Source organism: Caballeronia sp. AZ7_KS35 (assembly GCF_023631045.1).
Taxonomy (GTDB): Bacteria; Pseudomonadota; Gammaproteobacteria; order Burkholderiales; family Burkholderiaceae; genus Caballeronia; species Caballeronia zhejiangensis.
In genome coordinates this window covers 85,554-104,332 of sequence record NZ_JALQDV010000048.1, presented here as the reverse complement: position 1 = coordinate 104,332, position 18,779 = coordinate 85,554, and the positions used below count along the sequence as shown (strand labels likewise).

Below are 18,779 nucleotides of genomic sequence, written 5' to 3'. Positions count from 1 at the left end.
TCAGCGATTGCCGGTCAGCGCGAACTCCGTGGTCTTCACGGCTTGCGCGAGATAGTCGACGAACGAAGCGATGCGCGCGGAGATCGCCGTGTTGCGATAGTAGACGGCGCTGATCGGCTGCCGCACTTCCTCCGTATGACGCGCGAGAATCTGCACGAGCCGCCCTTCGCGCCGGTCGCGCAGCGTCATGAAGTCCGACAGGCACACGATGCCCGCACTCTCCAGCGCGAGATGCCGCAGCGTCTCGCCGCTCGACGAAGCGATGCTCGGCTTGATGCGATACGGCTCGTCATCGCGCCCCGCGAGCGGCCAGACGTTGAGCGATTCCGGCTGCGTGAAGCCGAGCAGCGCGTGATTGGCGAGCTCGTCGACGCGCTTCGGATGCCCGTGCGTTTCCAGATAATGCGGCGTCGCCAGCACGCGAATGCGGCTGCTGCCGATCGGACGGCTATGCAGCGTCGAATCCTTCAGCTTGCCGATGCGGATCGCGACATCGGTGCGGCGTTCCAGCAGATCGATCACGCCTTCGTTGCTGTTCAGCTCCAGCTCCACATGCGGATAGCGCTCGCGATAACCCGCGACGAGCGGCACGATGACATGCAGCATGAAGGGCGTCGCGGCATCGACGCGCAAGAGGCCCGACGGCCGTTCGCGGCGCGCGGCGACCTGCTCTTCGGCGCTCTCCACCGCGTCGATGATCTCGCGCGCATGCTGCAGGAAGCTCCTGCCCTCTTCCGTCAGTTCGAGGCGGCGCGTGGTCCTGCGCAGGAGCGTCGTCTGCAGTTTCTCTTCGAGGCGGCCGAGCGTGCGGCTCGCGCCCGAAACCGTCTGATCCAGTTGCTCCGCAGCCGCCGTGATGGAGCCTGTATCGACGACCGTCGCGAAGGTCTGAAGCTCGTCGAGCGTGACTTTCATAATTGAGTTTTTTTCAAGGATGGCTCCTTTATAAACCCGTCCTTTTGCAAAAGTAAAGCCGCCATTCGATCTCGGTTAGGCTCTTTCGGCCAAAGCGTCGTTCGCAGAAGACGTGCGGCTTGCCGACCGATCGCCGAGACACTAAGACATACTGAGCGAGTGCTTGCGGCGTCACGATGGAAAGGAAGGTGCATCATGAGCAAGAACATCATTTTCTGCGCGGATGGAACCTGGAACGGTCCCGACACCGATCACGACAACGACGGCACGCCGGATCCCACGAACGTATTCAAGGCGTTCATGCTGCTGTCCGGCGAACCGGATCCCGCGTCCACGCTGCTCGCCTCCGAACAGGAAATCGCCGAACCGGGGCCGGACGGACAGGTCGCGAAATATCTGCATGGCGTCGGCGATTCGCGCAACGTCATCGCGAAACTCGTGGGCGGCGCATTCGGCGATGGCATCATCGCGCGCATCGTGCGGGGCTATACGTTCATATCGCGTCACTACCGGCCGGGCGACCGCATCATCCTGATGGGCTTCAGCCGCGGCGCGTACACGGCGCGCGCGCTCGGCGGAATGATCGCGAGCGTCGGCGTGCTCGACACGAGCCGTTACGACGTGAACGACAAGGCGCTCGCGTATCGCATGGGCATACTCGCGTGGCGCAAGTATCGCGAGGCGAGACCGCCGGCGCGCAACGCGGGCGGACTGCGGGGGTTGCTCGAAAAGATCGTCAATTTCGATCCGAAGCTCGCGTTAGCGAGACTGCAGCCGGATGACACGCTGCCCGTCGATGAAATTCGCGCCATCGGCGTCTGGGATACGGTCGGCGCGCTCGGCATTCCGATTTATCTCGACAGCAAGGATTCGACGGTCGATCTGTTCCGCTTCGCCGATACCGCGCTCAGCCCGAAGGTCAAGTTCGGCATTCACGCGATCAGTCTCGACGAGCAGCGCGGCGATTTCACGCCGACGCTGTGGGATTCACGCGAGGGCATCACGCAGGTGCTGTTCGCGGGCGCTCACGCGGATGTCGGCGGCGGTTATCCGAATGCCGAATCGGGGCTTTCGGATATCGCCTGCGAATGGATGCTGAAGCGCCTCGCCGATCCGGCCATCGGCATGCGTCTGAAGACGCCGCCCTGGTCCCTGCAGCCGGATTTTCTCGGCAAGTCGCATTCGCCGTGGACGGAGCCGCCCTTCTCGCTGCGTCCATTCGGGCCGCGCGGCCCGTTCGCGTTTCCGCAGGACATTGGCGCGCATGTGTCGGTCGCGCAGCGTTTGGGCCTCGTGATGGTGGCGGGCAAGCCGGTGCCGGTTCCCAACACGTACTCGCCCGCCGTGCTCGGCACGCTCTTCCCGGCGCACACCAAGGGGAACCGCACGTCAAAGGGGGCGGGGCCGGGTATTTGGGGCCCGGGCCCCGCTTCCTACGCCACTTCGCTAGTGCCACTTCGCGCTCTTATGGCGATTTCGGCCAATGACGTCCCACAGCTTGCGCGCCTCTTTCTGCACCGATTTCGCGTGTTCCTCGTGGTGAGGCTCCGCGTCCCCGGGAGCAGCCGTCGCGCCGCGTTTCGGGCGCTTGAACATATCGGCGAATCTCATCGCAACCTCCTTTCGCGGCAGGCACACCGCAAAAACAGTCTACTCCGGCTGGCGCGAAACGGCGTCTCAAGCCGCCGACGCGATGCCGCGCGGCTGCGTCAGCATCGCGGGCTGCAGGATTTCGTCGAGTTGCAACGGGCTCAGCATCCCTTTTTCGATGACGATCTGCGCCACGCTCTTGCCGGACACGAGCGCTTCCTTCGCGACTTCCGTCGAATGCGTGTAGCCGATATACGGATTGAGCGCCGTCACGATGCCGATCGAGCTTTCGAGGATCGCGCGCAAGCGGTCGCGATTCGCGCTGATGCCGTCGACGCATTTCGACGCGAGCGTGAGGCATCCCGCGCGCAAATGCGCGATGCTCTTGAAGAGACTGTGCGCGATGATCGGCTCGAACGCATTGAGCTGAAGCTGGCCCGCCTCGGCGGCGAAGCTCACGGTCACATCGTTGCCGATGACTTCGAACGCGATCTGATTGACAACTTCCGGAATCACCGGATTCACCTTGCCCGGCATGATGCTCGATCCGGCCTGCACCGGCGGCAGGTTGATTTCGCCGAGTCCCGCGCGCGGTCCGCTCGACAGCAGACGAAGATCGTTGCAGGTCTTCGAGAGCTTGACCGCGACGCGCTTCAGCACACCGGAAAGCTGCACGAATGCGCCGACGTCCTGCGTCGCTTCGACGAGATTCGGCGATGTCGTCAGCGCGATGCCGGTCACGTCGCTCAAATGCCTGCACGCGAGCTGCGCGTAGCGCGGATGCGTGTTGATGCCCGTGCCGATCGCGGTGGCGCCGAGATTGATTTCGCAGATCAGTTTCGCCGCTTCCTTCAAGCGCGCTTCGTCCTCGCCGAGCATCACGGCGAAGGTGCTGAACTCCTGGCCGAGCGTCATCGGCACCGCGTCCTGAAGCTGCGTGCGGCCCATTTTCAGATCGTCGCGGAAGTCGAGCGCCTTGCGTTCGAACGATGCGCGCAGCACGCCCATCGCTTCGATCAGTTGCATGATGCCCGCGTACGTGGCGATCTTCAGTGCGGTCGGATAGACGTCGTTGGTGCTCTGGCCGAGGTTCACGTCCTCGTTCGGGTGCAACACGCCGTATTCGCCGCGTCGATGTCCGAGATGTTCGAGCGCGAGATTGGCGATGACTTCGTTCGCGTTCATGTTCGTCGACGTGCCCGCGCCGCCCTGAATCACATCGACGACGAAATGCTCGCGCGCCGTGCCCGAGCGCACTTGCCTGCATGCGTGCACGATGGCCTGCATTTTCACTTCGCTCAGCACGCCGAGTTCGTGGTTGGCGAGCGCGGCCGCCTCCTTCACGCTCGCCAGTGCATCGACGAGATTAGGGTAAGCGGAAATGGCGATGCCGGTGATCGGAAAGTTCTGCAGCGCGCGCAGCGTGTGCACGCCGTAGTACGCGTTGGCGGGCACGGCGAGATCGCCGAGCAGATCGTGTTCGATACGTTCGATGGGCGCGAGCATGAATTTCCGTCCTGACTTGGGATGACGCACGAACGATCGGTCATAACCGGCGCGCGCGCTCGGGAATGGCAGGCGCATCGAAGTCGATGCGCCGCTTTCTTGTGTCAGGTTGGAATCTTAGGGAAGGCAGAAAAAACGTGAATGCTACAGTCGCATACGGCTATGCAACTTTTGCATGACGTCCAGACCCGCGTTGGTCAGTTGGTTGGACGCAGGTAGGTGAGCAACATGTCGAGATGCATCTCCGCGATCGCGTGCTGACGTTCGGGCTCGGCGTAATTGCGGCCGGTGAACATGTCGATGGTGAAGCGGTTCGACACGATGTAATAGCCCATGCCGACGAGCGTCACGTAAAAATCGAGCGGATCGACGCCCTGACGAAAGTGTCCGGCGGCGGCGCCACGTTCGAGCGTCGCGCGCAGCAGATCGACCACTGGCGAGATGGTCTCGCGCAAATGGCTCGAACGCTCCAGATAACGGCCTTCGTGCAGATTCTCGTTGTTGATGAGACTCAGCCACTGAGGGTTTTCCCGCAGATGCGTCCAGATCGAATGAGCCAGTTCGCGGACCGCTTCCGCTGGTTGCAGGCCGGACAGATTGAGGCCTTGCTCGCGTTGCGAAAACTGCATGTACATCGCTTCGAGCACGGCGACGTAGAGCCCTTCCTTGCTCGCGAAGTAGTAGTAGAGCATGCGCTCGTTCGTGCCCGCGGCCGTGGCGATGGCGTCTACTCTCGCGCCCGCGAGGCCGAACTTGGTGAATTGCTCCGTGGCGGCCTCCAGAATGCGCCGCCGCGTCCCCTCGGGGTCTCGTTTTGTTCGTTGTTCGCTCATATCTTTGCGGCTACGGATCGAATTACGATTGTCATTTTGATAGATGACATTATGCCGACCGTAATGGGCCAGAGCATAGATCCGAGTATAAGTAATCTTGCCGCCTTGACGACGAAAAAATGAAACGCTAGCGATATCGTCGAATCGATGAGAAACCATAGGAAACCGTCAGTCCAGCTTGACTCTCGCCGCGGCAGGCGGCCGCCTCCCTGCGCCGTAATGCAGAAAACGGTCCGGCGCAAGATGCTTGCGGTAAAGCGTCGCATGCATCGATTTTGCGACGAGGCGCAAGCAAAACTCACCGCTCTTTCGAACCTTAGAGCACCCGCTGCTCACGACCGCACAGTCATACATGGAAACGCAGGAATGAACATGTCCTCGAATCGACGACTCGAACAAGCGCGACGCCTGTTGGCCCTCGCACAAACGGGACTGCACTATACGAACGGCGCATTCGACAAGGAACGCTACGAAGAAATAGCGACGATCGCGCATGAACAGCTTGCCGAGATCGCATCGATGAAAGCGGGCGAAGTGGCGGAGCTTTTCGCATTCGAGTCGGGTTATGCGAACCCGAAGCTCGACGTCAGATGCGCCGTGTTCAACGAGTCCGGGCACATCCTGCTCGTGCGCGAAGCAGCCGATGGATTGTGGTCGCTTCCCGGCGGCTGGGCGGATGTCGGCCTGTCGCCTGCGGAGAATGCCGCGAAGGAAGTGCGTGAGGAAAGCGGCTATACGGTCGACATCGTGCGGCTGCTGGCCGCGTGGGATACGGCGAAGCACCCGCATCCGCCGTCGGTCTTTCACATCTGGAAGCTCGTCTTTCTCGGCGAGATCGTGGGAACCGGCAATGTGATCGGCGTGGAAACCGATGCCGTCGAGTTCTTCAGTCTCGACGACCTTCCGCCGCTGTCGCTGGGCCGCATCATGCCCGCGCAGATCCGGCGTCTGGACGCGCTGCGACGCGGCGGCGAAGTCGACTTCGACTAAAGCGAATTCTGATGGGCTTCGACCAGATCGGCCATGCTGTTGAAGCGGAAGTCGATCTTCGGCTGAACGCCCGGGTCCATCGTCGCGCCGAAGCCGGGCTGCGAATGACGGCGATAAATCCAGCACGATGCAAGGCCAAAACCATTCGCAGGCTTGTGATCGTGGAAAAGGCTTTCGGCCGTATGCAGGATCTTTTCCTTGCGGATTCCGCGCTCGCCCAGCTTTTCCAGCATGTATTCGAAATTGCGCGGCGAAGGCTTATAAGATCCGATATCTTCCGCCGTAATGATTGCGTCGAACTCCACCTGTAGCCTTGCATTGCTATGGGCAAAGCTCTCATTGTCGACATTCGACAGAATCACGAGCTTGTAATGCTGCTTCAGATATCGAAGGGCATCGGCGGAATCGGGGAATGCGGGCCAGTCGCGAATCGAGCGGCCATAGACCATGCAATCTTCCTGAGTGAAAGAAACGCTCCACTCTTCCGCGAGCCGCTTGTACACGATAGCCAGTAACTCCTGATAGCGCTTGCCCGGCGTGTACTTCTGTTGCGACGACTCGTGACGCGCATGGGCCTCGAGCACCTGATCGCGAGTCAGCGCGGGCTGAACGCGATCCAGCAGCGGACGCAGCGCTTCGAAGATACCGGTTTCCCAGTCGATCAGCGTGCCGTAGCAGTCGAAGGTCAGCGTATCGAAGTCAGTCAGTTTCACAGTCGCTCCTGTCGGTCGATGAAGATGATTGGATCACGAAGTTTGGCGCTCCGTGATGTTACATAACCGTGCGATTTCGGGTATTGATCACATGAACTTGGTGTATCGTCGGTTCGCAGCAGTGATACGCCAGCTTATGATCCTATGAAACTTCAGGTTGTCTTTTCAGATGCCAAACAACACACCCGAACCACAAGCCGTCTGTGATCCTATTTCCCGAAGCGCGATCTTCATCGTCGCCACCGTGGCGCGCGGCGAAGGCAAGGCCGATGTCGTGCGCTCATGGTGCGGCGACATCGCGGCGCTGGTCCGCGCGGTCGGCACGCGCGCGCCGACCGCGAATTTGTCCTGCGTATGCGGCTTCAGCGCCGATGCGTGGGACATGCTCTTCGGCGCGCCGCGCCCCGCGTCGCTGCATCCGTTTCGCGAGTTCGGCTCGGGCGAGCGCCGCGCGATCGCGACGCCCGGCGACATCCTCATGCATATCCGCGCGGATCACATGGACCTTTGTTTCGAGCTCGCCGCGCAGATGCTCAACAAGCTCGGCGATGCAGTGACGGTCGTCGATGAAGTGCATGGCTTTCGCTACTTCGATCTGCGCGACATGGTGGGCTTCGTCGATGGCACCGAGAACCCGACAGGAAAGAGCGCCGCGCATTACACGATCATCGATGAAGAAGATCCCGATTTCGCCGGCGGCAGTTATGTGATCGTGCAGAAGTATCTGCATAACCTGGATGCGTGGAATGGCCTCACCGTCGAGCAACAGGAACTGATCATCGGACGTGAAAAGTTATCCGATGTCGAACTGGACGATTCGATCAAGCCGTCGTGCTCGCATAGCTCGCTCACGACGATCGAAGAGAACGGCAAGGAAGTGAAGATCCTTCGGCATAACATGGCGTTCGGACGTCCGGGAGCGAAGGAGTTCGGCACGTATTTCATCGGCTATGCGCGCACGCCCGCGCCGATCGAACAGATGCTCGAGAACATGTTCGTCGGCAGGCCGCCGGGCAATTACGACCGCCTGCTCGATTACAGCCGCGCGGTGACGGGCGGCCTGTTCTTCGTGCCGTCCAACGATCTGCTCGACGAACTTCCCGACCGCAACCCGGATGCCGCGACTTCTTCCGCCAGCGATAACGCGCCTGAAGATAGCCGCGCAGGAACATTGAACATCGGCTCACTCAAAGGAACTTCACAAGATGAATAACTTGCATCGAGAGCTCGCGCCGATCTCCGGCGCCGCATGGTCGCAGATCGAAGCCGAAGTCGCGCGCACGTTCAAGCGCGCGCTCGCGGGCCGCCGCGTCGTCGACGTGAAGAGTCCCGGCGGCACGGCGCTATCGGGCATCGGTACGGGGCATCAGACGAACATCGCTTCACCGAAGCAAGGCGTCGCGGCGAAGTTATACGACGTGAAGCAACTCGTGCAACTCACCGTGCCGTTCACGTTGCAGCGCGAAGCGATCGACAGCGTCGAACGCGGCTCCAACGATGGCGACTGGCAACCCGCGAAGACCGCCGCGAACGAACTGGCGCTCGCGGAAGACAGCGCGATCTTCGACGGCTTCGCGGCCGCCGGCATCACCGGCATCCGCGAGGGCAGCTCCAATGCGCCGACGTATCTCCCCGCGGACGTCGCCGATTATCCCGCCGCGATCAGTCAGGCGCTCGAGAAGCTGCGCCTTGCCGGCGTAGACGGACCCTATTCCGTGCTGCTCGGCGCGGATGCTTATACCGCGCTCGCCGAAGCGAGCGATCAGGGCTATCCGGTCATTCAGCACATCAAGCGCATCGTGAGCGGCGATCTCGTGTGGGCGCCCGCGCTTCAGGGCGGCTGTGTGCTCTCGACGCGTGGCGGCGATTACGAGCTGCATCTCGGCCAGGACTTGTCGATCGGCTATACGAGTCATACCGACACGACCGTGCAGCTCTATCTGCGCGAAACGCTCACGTTCCTGATGCTGACGAGCGAAGCGTCCGTGTCCATCGCGGCGGGCGAATAACGTTTCGTCGCGATCGCTTCAGTTGTCGAATGTGCCCTGATACTCGGGCGCGGCATCGGAGCGCGTATTCATTTCGAACATCACGCCGCCCGGGGCGCGGCAGAAAAAGCGCGAGCCGCGCCCGTTGTTGAAGATGTCCGTCTCCATCTCCACGCCTTCCGACTTGAAGCGTTCGTAAAGATCGCGCACATCATCGAGGCTCGGCAATTCGAAGCCGACATGAAACGCGCGCGGCCATTCCGGTGCATCGTCGCGCGCGTGATCGATCACGACATCGAAACCGGGACGCTTGAGTATGTACGACTGGTCCCACGTTCCGGATATCGTGAAGCCGAGATACTGCTCGAAGAATCGAGCGGTCGCGGGTGTGTCGGCGGAAGGGAAACTGAGGTGATTGAGCTTCATGTCTTGGCTCGGTCTCTACTGGGTTGATAGAGACTTCAGAATATAAGCAAAAGCTCACATTCGACTACTCGCATTGCGAACAGCCGCCGAAAGCCCGCAGCGATGCGGCTTGCACCGTCGCGTCGCTTCCATTGCTCGCATTTACGCGCCGCCGCTTCTCGACAGATAGCCGAAAACAGCGGCCCGAACGCGGCGTTCGAGGTCGTCGAGATCGCGCTCGCCGCGTTCGCCCGCGGCATCGACCATGCCTTTGACGATGGCGAGCAGATCGGCCGCCGCCACTTCCGGATTCGGATAACGTGGTGCGGCACGACCGACGATCGTCTCGACCAGCGCGTCCATTTCCCCTTTCGCCACTTCGCCGCGCAATGCCGGCCGTCCTTCCGCGATATCGAGCAGACGCGCGAGCATCGGACGCTGTAGTTGCTGACGCACGGACGCGCCGATCAGATATTCGAGCGCCGCCTTGCCGCTACGTTTGGTGAGCGCGACCGATGCATCCTCATAAAAGCGCGCGCTTTCACGACGAATCAGCGCGACGATGAGCGCATCCTTGCCCGGAAAGTATTGATAGAGCGAACCGATGCTGACGCCCGCGCGACGCGCGACCGCGTTCGTGTTGAATCCTTCGAAGCCCTCGCTTTCGAGCACTTGCGCCGCTGCTTCGACGATGGATGCCACCGTGGCTTCGGAGCGCGATTGCGCGGGCGCTTTTCGCGGGCGATACGGTTTGTGCGATGGACGCTGGCTCATTCGTTTCCTCTCGTGGATTGCGGAGCCGATTGTACAAAGCCCGGTCAAGCATGTTTTCGGACGACCTGATAACCTCGTCCGAATTCATATTGCAAAGGAGCCTGAAGCATGAGCGCATCGAACGAATATGTGCCGCCGGCCGTATGGACCTGGACCAAGGAAAGCGGCGGACAATTCGCCAATATCAATCGGCCGGTCTCCGGTCCGACACATGAAAAGGCGTTGCCCGTTGGCCGTCATCCGTTACAGCTCTATTCGCTCGCCACGCCCAACGGCGTGAAAGTCACCGTGATGCTCGAAGAGTTGCTGGCGCTTGGTCATCGCGATGCGGAATACGATGCGTGGCTCATTCGTATCGGCGATGGCGATCAGCTCGGCAGCGGCTTCGTCGATATCAATCCGAATTCGAAGATTCCGGCGCTCGTGGATCGCAGCGGCGCAACGCCCGTGCGCGTTTTCGAATCCGGCGCGATCCTGCTTTATCTCGCCGAGAAATTCGGCGCGTTCGTGCCGACGGAACCGGCAAAGCGCGCCGAGTGCTTGTCGTGGCTTTTTTGGCAGATGGGAAGCGCGCCCTATCTGGGCGGTGGATTCGGGCACTTCTATGCTTATGCGCCGAGCAAGATGGAATATCCGATCGATCGCTTCGCCATGGAAGTGAAGCGTCAACTCGACGTGCTCGACAAGCGTCTCGCGCAGAGCACTTATATCGCCGGCGACGAATACACCATTGCGGATATCGCGATCTTTCCGTGGTACGGCGGTCTCGTGAACGGCTGGCTATACAACGCCGCCGAGTTCCTTTCCGTGCATGAATACAAGCATGTGCGCCGCTGGGCCGAATTGATCGGCGTACGTCCGGCCGTTAAACGCGGCCGCATGGTGAACCGTACTTTCGGCGAGCCGTCGAGCCAGTTGCATGAGCGCCATGACGGATCCGATTTCGATACGCGCACTCAGGACAAGATCGCCGCGGAGAAGTGACGACTGCGAGCCGCGTGACGATAAGAATCTGATATTTTTGTTTCAACACGCGGCATGCATAAAAACGCACGAGCGTCATCCATTTTTCAAAAAGCAGTTTCTTCATTGCACTGCGCAAATACCAGATTGACGCGGCCCCTGTGATGCTGTCACGATTCGTAGGCCATACGATCCGCTAACGGTTCTCTCGCCCGATTTCATGCGACGAATAGTGGATCAATCCCAAAGGATTCATTACAGCGTCCTTACAACGTGATAGCCGGCACACGGGAGAACGTCCATGTTGAACGCTCGGGTTGGCGCCAGATCTGCGGATAACGTCCGGATCATCGCGGCTTTGCTCATGCTGGTCGCGGCGGGTTTTCTCGCGATTCGTATGGTCATCATCTATCACTACACGCTGAGTTATTCGGCCGATCATCCGAAGGCCTTCAGCGATTTCAATTTCTACTATTACGCCTTCAGCAGCGTGCTGAATTCGCCGCACGATCCGTCGCTCATCTATAACAACGAGCGGCTCGTCGCCTATCTGACGACGCTCGGCGCCAATCTCGACGATATCCTGATCTATTGTTATCCGCCGCAATTCGCGCTGATCTTTGCGCCGTTCGCGTTATTGCCGTCGTTCACCGCGAAGCTCGCCTGGGTCGCGATGTCGGTCGTGCTGTCCATCATCGGCGCAGTGCTTCTCGCGAAGATGGCCTATCGCGGCGAAGACAGGCGCGTGACCGCGCTGCTCATCGGCGTGACCATGCTGAGCTTTCCGGTTCTGCATGACGCCTATCTCGCGCAATCGAACCAGCTTCTTTTCTTTCTTCTCGTGACGTCGTTCTTCTTGATCGAGCGCGGCAATCGCTGGCTCGCGGGAGTCTTTCTCGCGTTCGCCGTCGTCTTCAAGGTGACACCGCTCGCCATCGTCGGCTTGCTTCTCTTGCGACGCGAATGGCGCACGGTAATCTCGACGGGCGTCTGCGCCATCGCGATCACGCTCTTCACCGCGAGCAAGCTCGGCTTTCGCGTGATCTGGGAATATCTGACCGTCGAGATCGGGCGAGCGCAGACGTACATCCTCGGTGCGGGTGGCTTGCCCGGCAACAGTTCGGTGCGCGGCGCATTGCAGACCATATCCGAAAAGCTCGGCACGCCCGCATCCGAAGCGACGCTTCACGCGACATCGACGATCTTCGCCGCGATCATCTGCGTGTTCGCGTGTTACCTCGTCTTCTTCCGCAGCCGCGACAAACGCATGGACTACGCGCTCGCATGCATGACGATGCTGCTTGCCGCGCCGATCCTCGAGCCGATCCACATGGTCGTCGCGCTGATTCCGCTCGTGATTCTGCTCGGCACGGCAATCGAGCGCCGCGATCTGCAACTGTCCGCGATCTCGCTTCGCATCGAGATGCTGCTTCTCGCGATTGCCGTGCTCTTGCTGTTCTTCATGGAGCGATCCGCGATGTACACGATCTCGGCGCTGATCACCTACGCGCTCTGCATCGCGCGTTATTTCGGGCCTGCCACAGCGGTGCGGCGCCATCAGCACGCGGAATCGGGCGGCCTCGAGTCGCGGGCTTGACGGACGCCCAGCAGTGCCTTCGGTTCGAGGAACGCTTCGATGCCGAACGTGCCGTATTCGCGTCCGATGCCCGATTGCTTGAATCCGCCGAACGGGGCAGCAGGTTCATGCGCGAGCGTGTTGACGAGCACGCGCCCCGCGTCGATGCGCGACGCCACCGCGTTCGCGCGCGCGGCGTCCGATGAAGCGATGTACGCCTGCAAACCATAAGGCGTATCGTTGGCGATCGCGATGGCATCTTCGATATCGCCGTACGCGATGATCGACAGCACCGGCCCGAAGATTTCCTCTCGGGCAATGGTCATGTCGTTGGTCACGTCGCTGAAGAGCGTCGGACGCACGAACCAGCCCGCGCCGACGTGATCCGGACGCCCCTCGCCACCCGCGATCAGTCGCGCGCCCTCATCGATGCCAATACGGATATAACGCTGCACGCGCTCCCATTGCTTGCGGCTCACCATCGGGCCGATGCTCGTATGCGGATCGCGCGGATCGCCCGAGCGAATCTTCTCGATGGCGCTCACGATTTTCTCTTCGAACTCCGCGAGCCGCGCACGCGGCACCAGAATGCGCGTGCCCGCGATGCATGCCTGACCGCTGTTCATGAAGCCAGCATCGAGCGCGAGCGGCACGGCTTCGTCGAAGTTCGCATCGTCGAGCACGATCGTCGGCGACTTGCCGCCGAGTTCGAGCGTCACGCGCTTGAGCGTATCGGCGGCTGTGCGCAGGATCGTCTTGCCGACGACCGTCGATCCCGTGAACGACAGCTTCGCGACATCGGGATGCGCGCTGATCTCCGCGCCCACAATATCGCCTCGGCCCGTGACGATGTTGAACACGCCTGCCGGAAGTCCCGCCTCATGCAGCGCTTCGGTGACGACGCGCGTTTGCATCGCGCTCATTTCGCTCGGTTTGATGACCGCCGTGCAACCCGCCGCGAGCGCCGCCGCCAGCTTGCCGCAGATAAAGCCGGCGTCGCTATTCCACGGCGTGATCAGCCCGGCAACGCCGAGCGGTTGCATCATTACTTTTGCCGTACCCGCGTCACGCACGAACGCATAGTCTTCGAGCACCTTCGCCGCTTCCAGCAGCACGTTGCTCGCATGTCGCGCCATCCAGCGCCCGCGCGAAACCGGTGCGCCGTATTCTTCGACGATGGCCTCGAAAAGCTCATCCTCTTTCGCGATGACGGCGGCGTGCATGCGCTTCAGCATGTCGATACGTTCGCGCTTGTCCGTCCGCGAGAATGCGGGAAATGCGCGCTTCGCCGCCGCAATTGCATTGCGCGCATCCTCCTTGTCTGCGAGGCGCACGCGGCCGATAACTTTTTCTGTCGCGGGATTGAAGAGTTCGAAAAGCTCGTTGCCGTGCGGTGTGACAAACGCGCCGCCGATATAAATCTGGTCGATGTCATGCATGATGAATTCGTTCGGTCGATGTATTGAGCAAAAGATAAGGCGTTCGCATTGATTCGACTAGACGTACAATCGGGCATGACCTATTGAACGATTTAGCATAATGAAAACATCGGGGCTCACCGAACTCGAAGCGGTTCTTTCCGTCGCGCGGCATCGCAGCTTTCGCGCGGCGGCGAATGAACTGAGCGTATCGACGTCCGCGCTGAGTCATGCGATCGCCGCGCTGGAGGCTCGCATCGGCGTGCGGCTCTTCAATCGCACGACCCGAAGCGTGTCGCTTTCCGAGGCCGGCGCGCAATTCGTGCAGAACATCGCGCCCGCGCTTTCGACGATTCGCGACGCGCTCGAACAGGCCGGCAGCTTTCGCGACACGCCATCGGGTACGTTGCGTATCAATACATCGGTGGGCGCGGCGCATCAGGCGATGCCGCTTTTCATCGCGTTCCTGAAGCGCTATCCGGACATGAAGCTCGATATCGTCACCGAAGGCCGGCTCATCGATATCGTCGTCGAAGGTTTCGATGCGGGCATTCGTCTGCTGGAAACCGTACCGCAAGACATGATCGCGGTGCCGTTCGGCGATCGCCTCCGCTTCGCCGTCGTCGGCAGTCCCGCGTACTTCGAACAGCACAAGCCGCCACGCGCGCCTGCCGACCTCGCGACGCATCGCTGCATTCGCAGCCGCATGCCGAGCGGGTCGATCTATCAATGGGAATTCGAGCGGCATGGCGAATCCATACGCATCGATGGCGACGGCGCGCTGACGCTCGACGAACCGGGCATGATGCTGACCGCCGCGCGCGCGGGGATCGGTCTCGCTTACCTGACCGAATGGAATGTCGCCGCGGATCTCGAAGCAGGCGCCCTCGTGCGCGTGCTCGAAGACTGGACGCCGCCGCTCGACGGACTATGCCTCTACTATCCCGGCCGTCGTCATGTGCCGGCGGGCTTGCGCGCATTGACGGACATGATCCGCGAATATGCCGACGCAAATCGAAAGCACCCGGCGCCGAAAAAGAAGCGTCGAAAGGTCAATTCAAAGACTTAACGCCGCCATCAGTTTTGTTTATCGCGGTTTTCGGTGTGAGGCGTTCGATTGTCGCTTGAAAGCGGCATTCCGACACTGTGCCTGCAAGGCTCGCCTCATTTCCGGACGCGACCTTGCATTTCACTTTCGGTATCGGATCAATGGTTAACCCTTTCTTTTCATGCCCTGTCATCGGCGTACGTTCGCACCGGCGGGCAATCGTCGCACTACGCGCGATGCTATCGCTCACCAATCCAACGACAACGATGAGGGTGTATGAGAGTGAGACATCAACTGAAGCCATTGAGCGCGGGCGTGTTGTTCTATGCGGCGGCGATCGCAACGCCGGCGTTAGCGCAAAGCAGCGTCACGCTGTACGGTATCGTCGACGATTCGATCGTCTATCAGAGCAGCCAGACCAATCTCGCAAAGACGAACCCGGGCCGCTCGAACGTCAAGACCGGATCGGGCATTTGGGCCGGTAGCCGCTTCGGTTTGAAGGGCGCCGAAGATCTCGGCGGCGGCAACAAGGCCATCTTCCAGTTGGAATCGGGCTTCGACATCAATAGCGGACAAGCACAGTTCACCAATGCGATGTTCGGCCGTCAGGCATGGGTCGGTCTCACGAATCCGGCGTACGGTACGTTGACGTTGGGTCGTCAATACACCTCGTACTACACGCTGCTCTCGCCGTATAGCCCGACGAACTGGCTGACCGGTTACTTCGGCGCGCATCCGGGCGATCTGGACGGCCTCGACACGATCTATCGCGCGAACAATTCGATCGTCTATACGTCGCCGAAGATGTATGGCTTCACCGTAAGCGGCTCGTACTCGCTTGCAGGCGTGCCTGACAGCGTGTATCAGGGCTCGACGTGGTCGGCTGCGCTGCAATACCAGCAAGGCCCGATCGGCGGCACGGTCGCGTTCTCGCGCATCAACAACGCGGCCAATGGCGGCGGCATCTACAGCAGCAGCTCGACGACGATCAACAGCACGGCAGCGACCGATGGTTCGGGCCAGCCCGGCGTGTCGGCGGTGACGGCCGGCTATCAACGCGCACAAGCGCAACAGCGCTTCGCGGTTGCAGGCGGTTATCAGTTCAACAGCGCGTGGGACATCTCGGTCACGTACACGAACGTTCAATACATCCCGGGCGTGAATTCGCAATTCACCGACGAAGCCGTGTTCAACACGGTCGGCTCGGTGTTGCACTGGAAGGCGACGTCGGCATGGGACTTCGCAGCGGGCTACAGCTATACATGGGCCAGCAAGGCGAACGGCATCAACGACGCCGCGTCGTACCACCAGTTCAATCTCTCGCAGTACTACTCGCTGTCGAAGCGCACGGGACTGTACGCACTGGAAGCGTTCCAGCGTGCGAACGGCAACACGCTGGCGGCGCCCTCGGGCACCGCTACGAACCGTCAGACGGCCGCCAACGCAACGATCGGCGACGGCTTCCAGAGCGCGCCGTCGGCATCGCGCAGCATGTTCGCGGCGGGCGTCGGCATCATCCATCGCTTCTGATCGAACGCGCGTAGCACCACGATCGTTTCATATCGTCCGCACGCTTCGGCGTGCTGGCGACGTTCGTCCGTACGCCATCAAAACGAAGTCTAGGAGATAACTATGAGAGCTCTGGATCCCAAGCGATTAATGGCGCTGATAACCGCCTGCCTCGTGACCGTCGTCGTCACGGCATGCGGAGGCAGTGGCAACAATAGCGGTAGCGGCAACGCCGCGCAAACACCCTTGGCCGTGGTGAAACCTACGGTCGATTGCTCGAAGCTGGCATCGGTCGATTTGAGCGATATCGGCGGCACCGGCAGCACGATCACATCGGCGACGGTCACGGCCGCGACCGTCAACGGCGCCACCGTCAACTTCTGCACGGTCAAAGGCACGCTCGCGCCTTCGAATACGTTCGAGGTCGCACTGCCCGTCGACTCGTGGACACAGCGCTTCGCCGAACTCGGCTGCGGCGGCTTGTGCGGCAATCTGAGCGATCCGACTCAGCAAAGCTCCTTCAGTTTCAGCTATACGTGCCCGCTCGTTCAACAAGGCGGCTTTGTCACGGCAGCGACCGACATGGGTCATTCGGGTCAGGATTCGACATGGTCGACCGATCCGCAAAAGCAGGCCGACTTTGCGTATCGCGGCCAGCACATCACGACGCTCGCCGCGAAGAAGTTGATCAAGGCTTACTACGGACAGGAGCAGAAATACGCTTACTTCGTCGGCTGTTCGGATGGCGGCCGTGAAGCGCTGATGGCCGCGCAACGTTATCCGTCGGATTACAACGGCATCGTCGCGGGCGCGCCGGCTGCGCATTTCCAGATTCAAAACTCGCTCTATCACGGCTGGAACGTCGAATCGAACAGCACGACGGGTACGAGCGCAGGCAAGGCCGTGCTCTATGCCGACAAGGCTCAACTGCTGCACAAGGCAGTCGTGGCTGCATGCGGCGGTCAAGCCAACGTACCCGATGGTCTCCTCGCCGATCCGCGTACCTGTCACTTCGATCCCGCATCGATTCAATGCGCGGCCAATGCATCGAGCACGAGCAACTGTCTGACGGCCGCCGAAGTCGCAACGGCCTCGAAGATCTACAGCGGCCCGACCGATACGAATACCGGCATGCCCATGCTGGGCGGCTCGCCGCAGTTCGGCTCGGAAGCGAACTGGATCGGCGTCGAAGTGCCGACGACGAACTCGACGGACGCAGCCGTGCCGGTCACCAGTCTCTTCAGCTACATGATCGTGACCGGGGCATATAACCTGATCTTCACGGGGTCGCCGTCGATGCCGAATGTCGACACCTTCGGCTATCACGATGCGAGCTTCTATTCGAGCTATCTGCAGGCGAACCATCCGCTCAACGATGCAACGAGCCCCGATCTGTCGGCGTTCAAGAACGCGGGCGGCAAGCTGATCCTGTGGCACGGCTGGGCGGATCAGCACATCTCCCCGCTTTTCACGATCCGCTATTACCAGGCCGTGAAGGACACGATGGGCGAAGCGAGCGCGAACGAGTTCTCGCGTTTGTATGTCGTGCCGGGCGTGGGTCACTGCGGCGGCGGCGAAGGCTTTCCGAACATCGATCTCGTATCGCAGATCACGGGCTGGGTCGAACAAGGCACATCGCCGAATGCGGTGATGACCTATCAGACCGATGCGACGACGAGCAAGGTGACGGCATCGCGTCCGGTGTATCCGTATCCGGCCGTGGCGAAGTTCAGCGGCAGCGGCGACTGGCACGACGGTGCGAACTGGAGCCAAGGTGCGCCGCTGTATAACGACGCTGCGCCGACATGGGCTGGCGCGAGCTTCTATACGTCGTATAGCCCGAAGACGCAGGGCGTGGCTGCACCGTAAGTTGCATCGATCGCGCCGCTGTCGTTCCATCATTACCGGTGATGCAGCGGCGCGCACTTCCCCCTTGACTCACGCGGGCACAGAGTCAGTTCTGCTGCCACGAGAAGTTCCTGTGCCGTTCGCGCCGAAGCATGGCAATCCAAGCAAGGCAAGCGAAACGATTATCAGCGCCCTTGCTGCAGTAGAAACGGCTACGCAGAAAACGATAAACGGCAGAAAAGACCAGTCGAAATGTTGCCGTACACAAGATGTTTTTTCTGCTATCGGGTTTACTTCTACGTCGGAACAAAGTAACCTTTCCCCGCTGACTTAATACCGGCAACGCACGCTCAGGGCGCGAACTGCATCGCGCCGCCGTCAGCAATTTTGACGTCATCGAAGTCGTATCGCTGCACATGTTACCGATGACCGACGCGAATTCACCTTCGCGGATCATCGTCATCGACCGCTGGCCATTCCGCATGCACATCGCTTTTGTGCTCGGCTTTGCTTCAGCGAATCTGCACTGGCTTGGCTTTTTCGGCGCACCGATACGCGTCGTCAATGGCGTTCATCCTGAGCCGGTCATTCGGATTACTAACAAGCTCTTTCAACTATTTCGGATGCGCGACCGATTCTGCGCATCGCCTCGTTGATCGCTCGACCCGGCGCTCAACGTGTGCCCTGATCGTTGCGAAAGCGC

Annotated in this window: 17 protein-coding genes and 1 pseudogene; 10 read left to right on the top strand and 8 right to left on the bottom strand. The window is 60.7% G+C overall.

Annotation, left to right across the window (positions count from 1 at the left end):
- Positions 1-915 carry a LysR family transcriptional regulator gene (locus tag NCT05_RS30075; RefSeq protein WP_250458837.1) on the bottom strand — a complete coding sequence of 305 codons (915 nt, stop codon included), beginning with the start codon at positions 913-915 and terminating at the stop codon, positions 1-3.
- Positions 916-1,110: 195 nt separating this feature from the next.
- On the opposite strand from NCT05_RS30075, the pseudogene NCT05_RS30070 reads away from it, so the two are divergent.
- A pseudogene (locus tag NCT05_RS30070) lies at positions 1,111-1,956 on the top strand (T6SS phospholipase effector Tle1-like catalytic domain-containing protein); the annotation flags it as partial.
- Here NCT05_RS30070 and NCT05_RS30065 read toward each other — a convergent pair.
- The 3 genes from NCT05_RS30065 to NCT05_RS30055 all read right to left on the bottom strand — a co-directional run bounded on the left by NCT05_RS30065 (position 1,903) and on the right by NCT05_RS30055 (position 4,844).
- Complete coding sequence (locus NCT05_RS30065; RefSeq protein ID WP_250503868.1) at positions 1,903-2,181, bottom strand: hypothetical protein; 279 nt, start codon at positions 2,179-2,181, stop codon at positions 1,903-1,905. The pseudogene NCT05_RS30070 and the gene NCT05_RS30065 overlap by 54 nt on opposite strands.
- A 411-nt stretch (positions 2,182-2,592) precedes the next feature.
- Positions 2,593-4,011 carry an aspartate ammonia-lyase gene (locus NCT05_RS30060; RefSeq protein ID WP_250503867.1) on the bottom strand — a complete coding sequence of 473 codons (1,419 nt, stop codon included), beginning with the start codon at positions 4,009-4,011 and terminating at the stop codon, positions 2,593-2,595.
- A 197-nt stretch (positions 4,012-4,208) separates the two neighbouring features.
- Entirely contained in the window at positions 4,209-4,844 is a 636-nt protein-coding gene (locus tag NCT05_RS30055) for a TetR/AcrR family transcriptional regulator (RefSeq protein ID WP_008346417.1), read from the bottom strand.
- A gap of 372 nt (positions 4,845-5,216) precedes the next feature.
- Here NCT05_RS30055 and NCT05_RS30050 point away from each other — a divergent pair, with 372 nt between their 5' ends.
- Complete coding sequence (locus tag NCT05_RS30050; RefSeq protein WP_239295317.1) at positions 5,217-5,834, top strand: NUDIX hydrolase; 618 nt, start codon at positions 5,217-5,219, stop codon at positions 5,832-5,834.
- Here NCT05_RS30050 and NCT05_RS30045 read toward each other — a convergent pair.
- Positions 5,831-6,547 (bottom strand): haloacid dehalogenase type II, encoded by a 717-nt coding sequence (locus NCT05_RS30045; protein WP_250437607.1) that lies wholly within the window; start codon positions 6,545-6,547, stop codon positions 5,831-5,833. The two genes, NCT05_RS30050 and NCT05_RS30045, sit on opposite strands and share 4 nt — an antisense overlap.
- Before the next feature lie 169 nt (positions 6,548-6,716).
- On the opposite strand from NCT05_RS30045, the gene NCT05_RS30040 reads away from it, so the two are divergent.
- Entirely contained in the window at positions 6,717-7,760 is a 1,044-nt protein-coding gene (locus NCT05_RS30040; RefSeq protein ID WP_033536009.1) for a Dyp-type peroxidase, read from the top strand.
- Positions 7,753-8,556: a family 1 encapsulin nanocompartment shell protein gene (locus tag NCT05_RS30035; RefSeq protein WP_008346410.1), complete on the top strand. Its 804-nt coding sequence runs from the start codon at positions 7,753-7,755 to the stop codon at positions 8,554-8,556. Before NCT05_RS30040 ends, NCT05_RS30035 begins: the two co-directional genes overlap by 8 nt.
- A gap of 18 nt (positions 8,557-8,574) precedes the next feature.
- Here the strand turns inward: NCT05_RS30035 and NCT05_RS30030 are convergent, their stop codons facing one another.
- Both NCT05_RS30030 and NCT05_RS30025 read right to left on the bottom strand, forming a co-directional pair.
- Positions 8,575-8,961, bottom strand: a complete 387-nt coding sequence (locus NCT05_RS30030; RefSeq protein WP_008346408.1) for a VOC family protein — start codon at positions 8,959-8,961, stop codon at positions 8,575-8,577.
- Positions 8,962-9,102: 141 nt separating this feature from the next.
- Positions 9,103-9,714, bottom strand: coding sequence for a TetR/AcrR family transcriptional regulator (locus NCT05_RS30025; RefSeq protein WP_250458830.1), 612 nt, complete (start codon positions 9,712-9,714; stop codon positions 9,103-9,105).
- A gap of 108 nt (positions 9,715-9,822) precedes the next feature.
- On the opposite strand from NCT05_RS30025, the gene yghU reads away from it, so the two are divergent.
- Complete coding sequence (yghU, locus tag NCT05_RS30020; protein WP_250503866.1) at positions 9,823-10,698, top strand: glutathione-dependent disulfide-bond oxidoreductase; 876 nt, start codon at positions 9,823-9,825, stop codon at positions 10,696-10,698.
- Between the two features lie 280 nt (positions 10,699-10,978).
- Positions 10,979-12,274 carry a glycosyltransferase family 87 protein gene (locus tag NCT05_RS30015; RefSeq protein WP_250503865.1) on the top strand — a complete coding sequence of 432 codons (1,296 nt, stop codon included), beginning with the start codon at positions 10,979-10,981 and terminating at the stop codon, positions 12,272-12,274.
- Here NCT05_RS30015 and NCT05_RS30010 read toward each other — a convergent pair.
- Positions 12,235-13,692 carry an aldehyde dehydrogenase family protein gene (locus NCT05_RS30010; RefSeq protein ID WP_250503864.1) on the bottom strand — a complete coding sequence of 486 codons (1,458 nt, stop codon included), beginning with the start codon at positions 13,690-13,692 and terminating at the stop codon, positions 12,235-12,237. The genes NCT05_RS30015 and NCT05_RS30010 overlap by 40 nt on opposite strands.
- Before the next feature lie 100 nt (positions 13,693-13,792).
- Here NCT05_RS30010 and NCT05_RS30005 point away from each other — a divergent pair, with 100 nt between their 5' ends.
- From NCT05_RS30005 to NCT05_RS29990, 4 genes are all read left to right on the top strand, one after another.
- Positions 13,793-14,740, top strand: a complete 948-nt coding sequence (locus NCT05_RS30005) for a LysR family transcriptional regulator (RefSeq protein ID WP_250503863.1) — start codon at positions 13,793-13,795, stop codon at positions 14,738-14,740.
- Positions 14,741-14,995: 255 nt separating this feature from the next.
- Positions 14,996-16,249 (top strand): porin, encoded by a 1,254-nt coding sequence (locus tag NCT05_RS30000; RefSeq protein ID WP_175980217.1) that lies wholly within the window; start codon positions 14,996-14,998, stop codon positions 16,247-16,249.
- A gap of 102 nt (positions 16,250-16,351) precedes the next feature.
- Positions 16,352-18,097: a tannase/feruloyl esterase family alpha/beta hydrolase gene (locus NCT05_RS29995; protein ID WP_144403633.1), complete on the top strand. Its 1,746-nt coding sequence runs from the start codon at positions 16,352-16,354 to the stop codon at positions 18,095-18,097.
- A gap of 404 nt (positions 18,098-18,501) precedes the next feature.
- Positions 18,502-18,732, top strand: a complete 231-nt coding sequence (locus tag NCT05_RS29990) for a hypothetical protein (protein ID WP_250503862.1) — start codon at positions 18,502-18,504, stop codon at positions 18,730-18,732.
- Positions 18,733-18,779 lie beyond the last annotated feature (47 nt).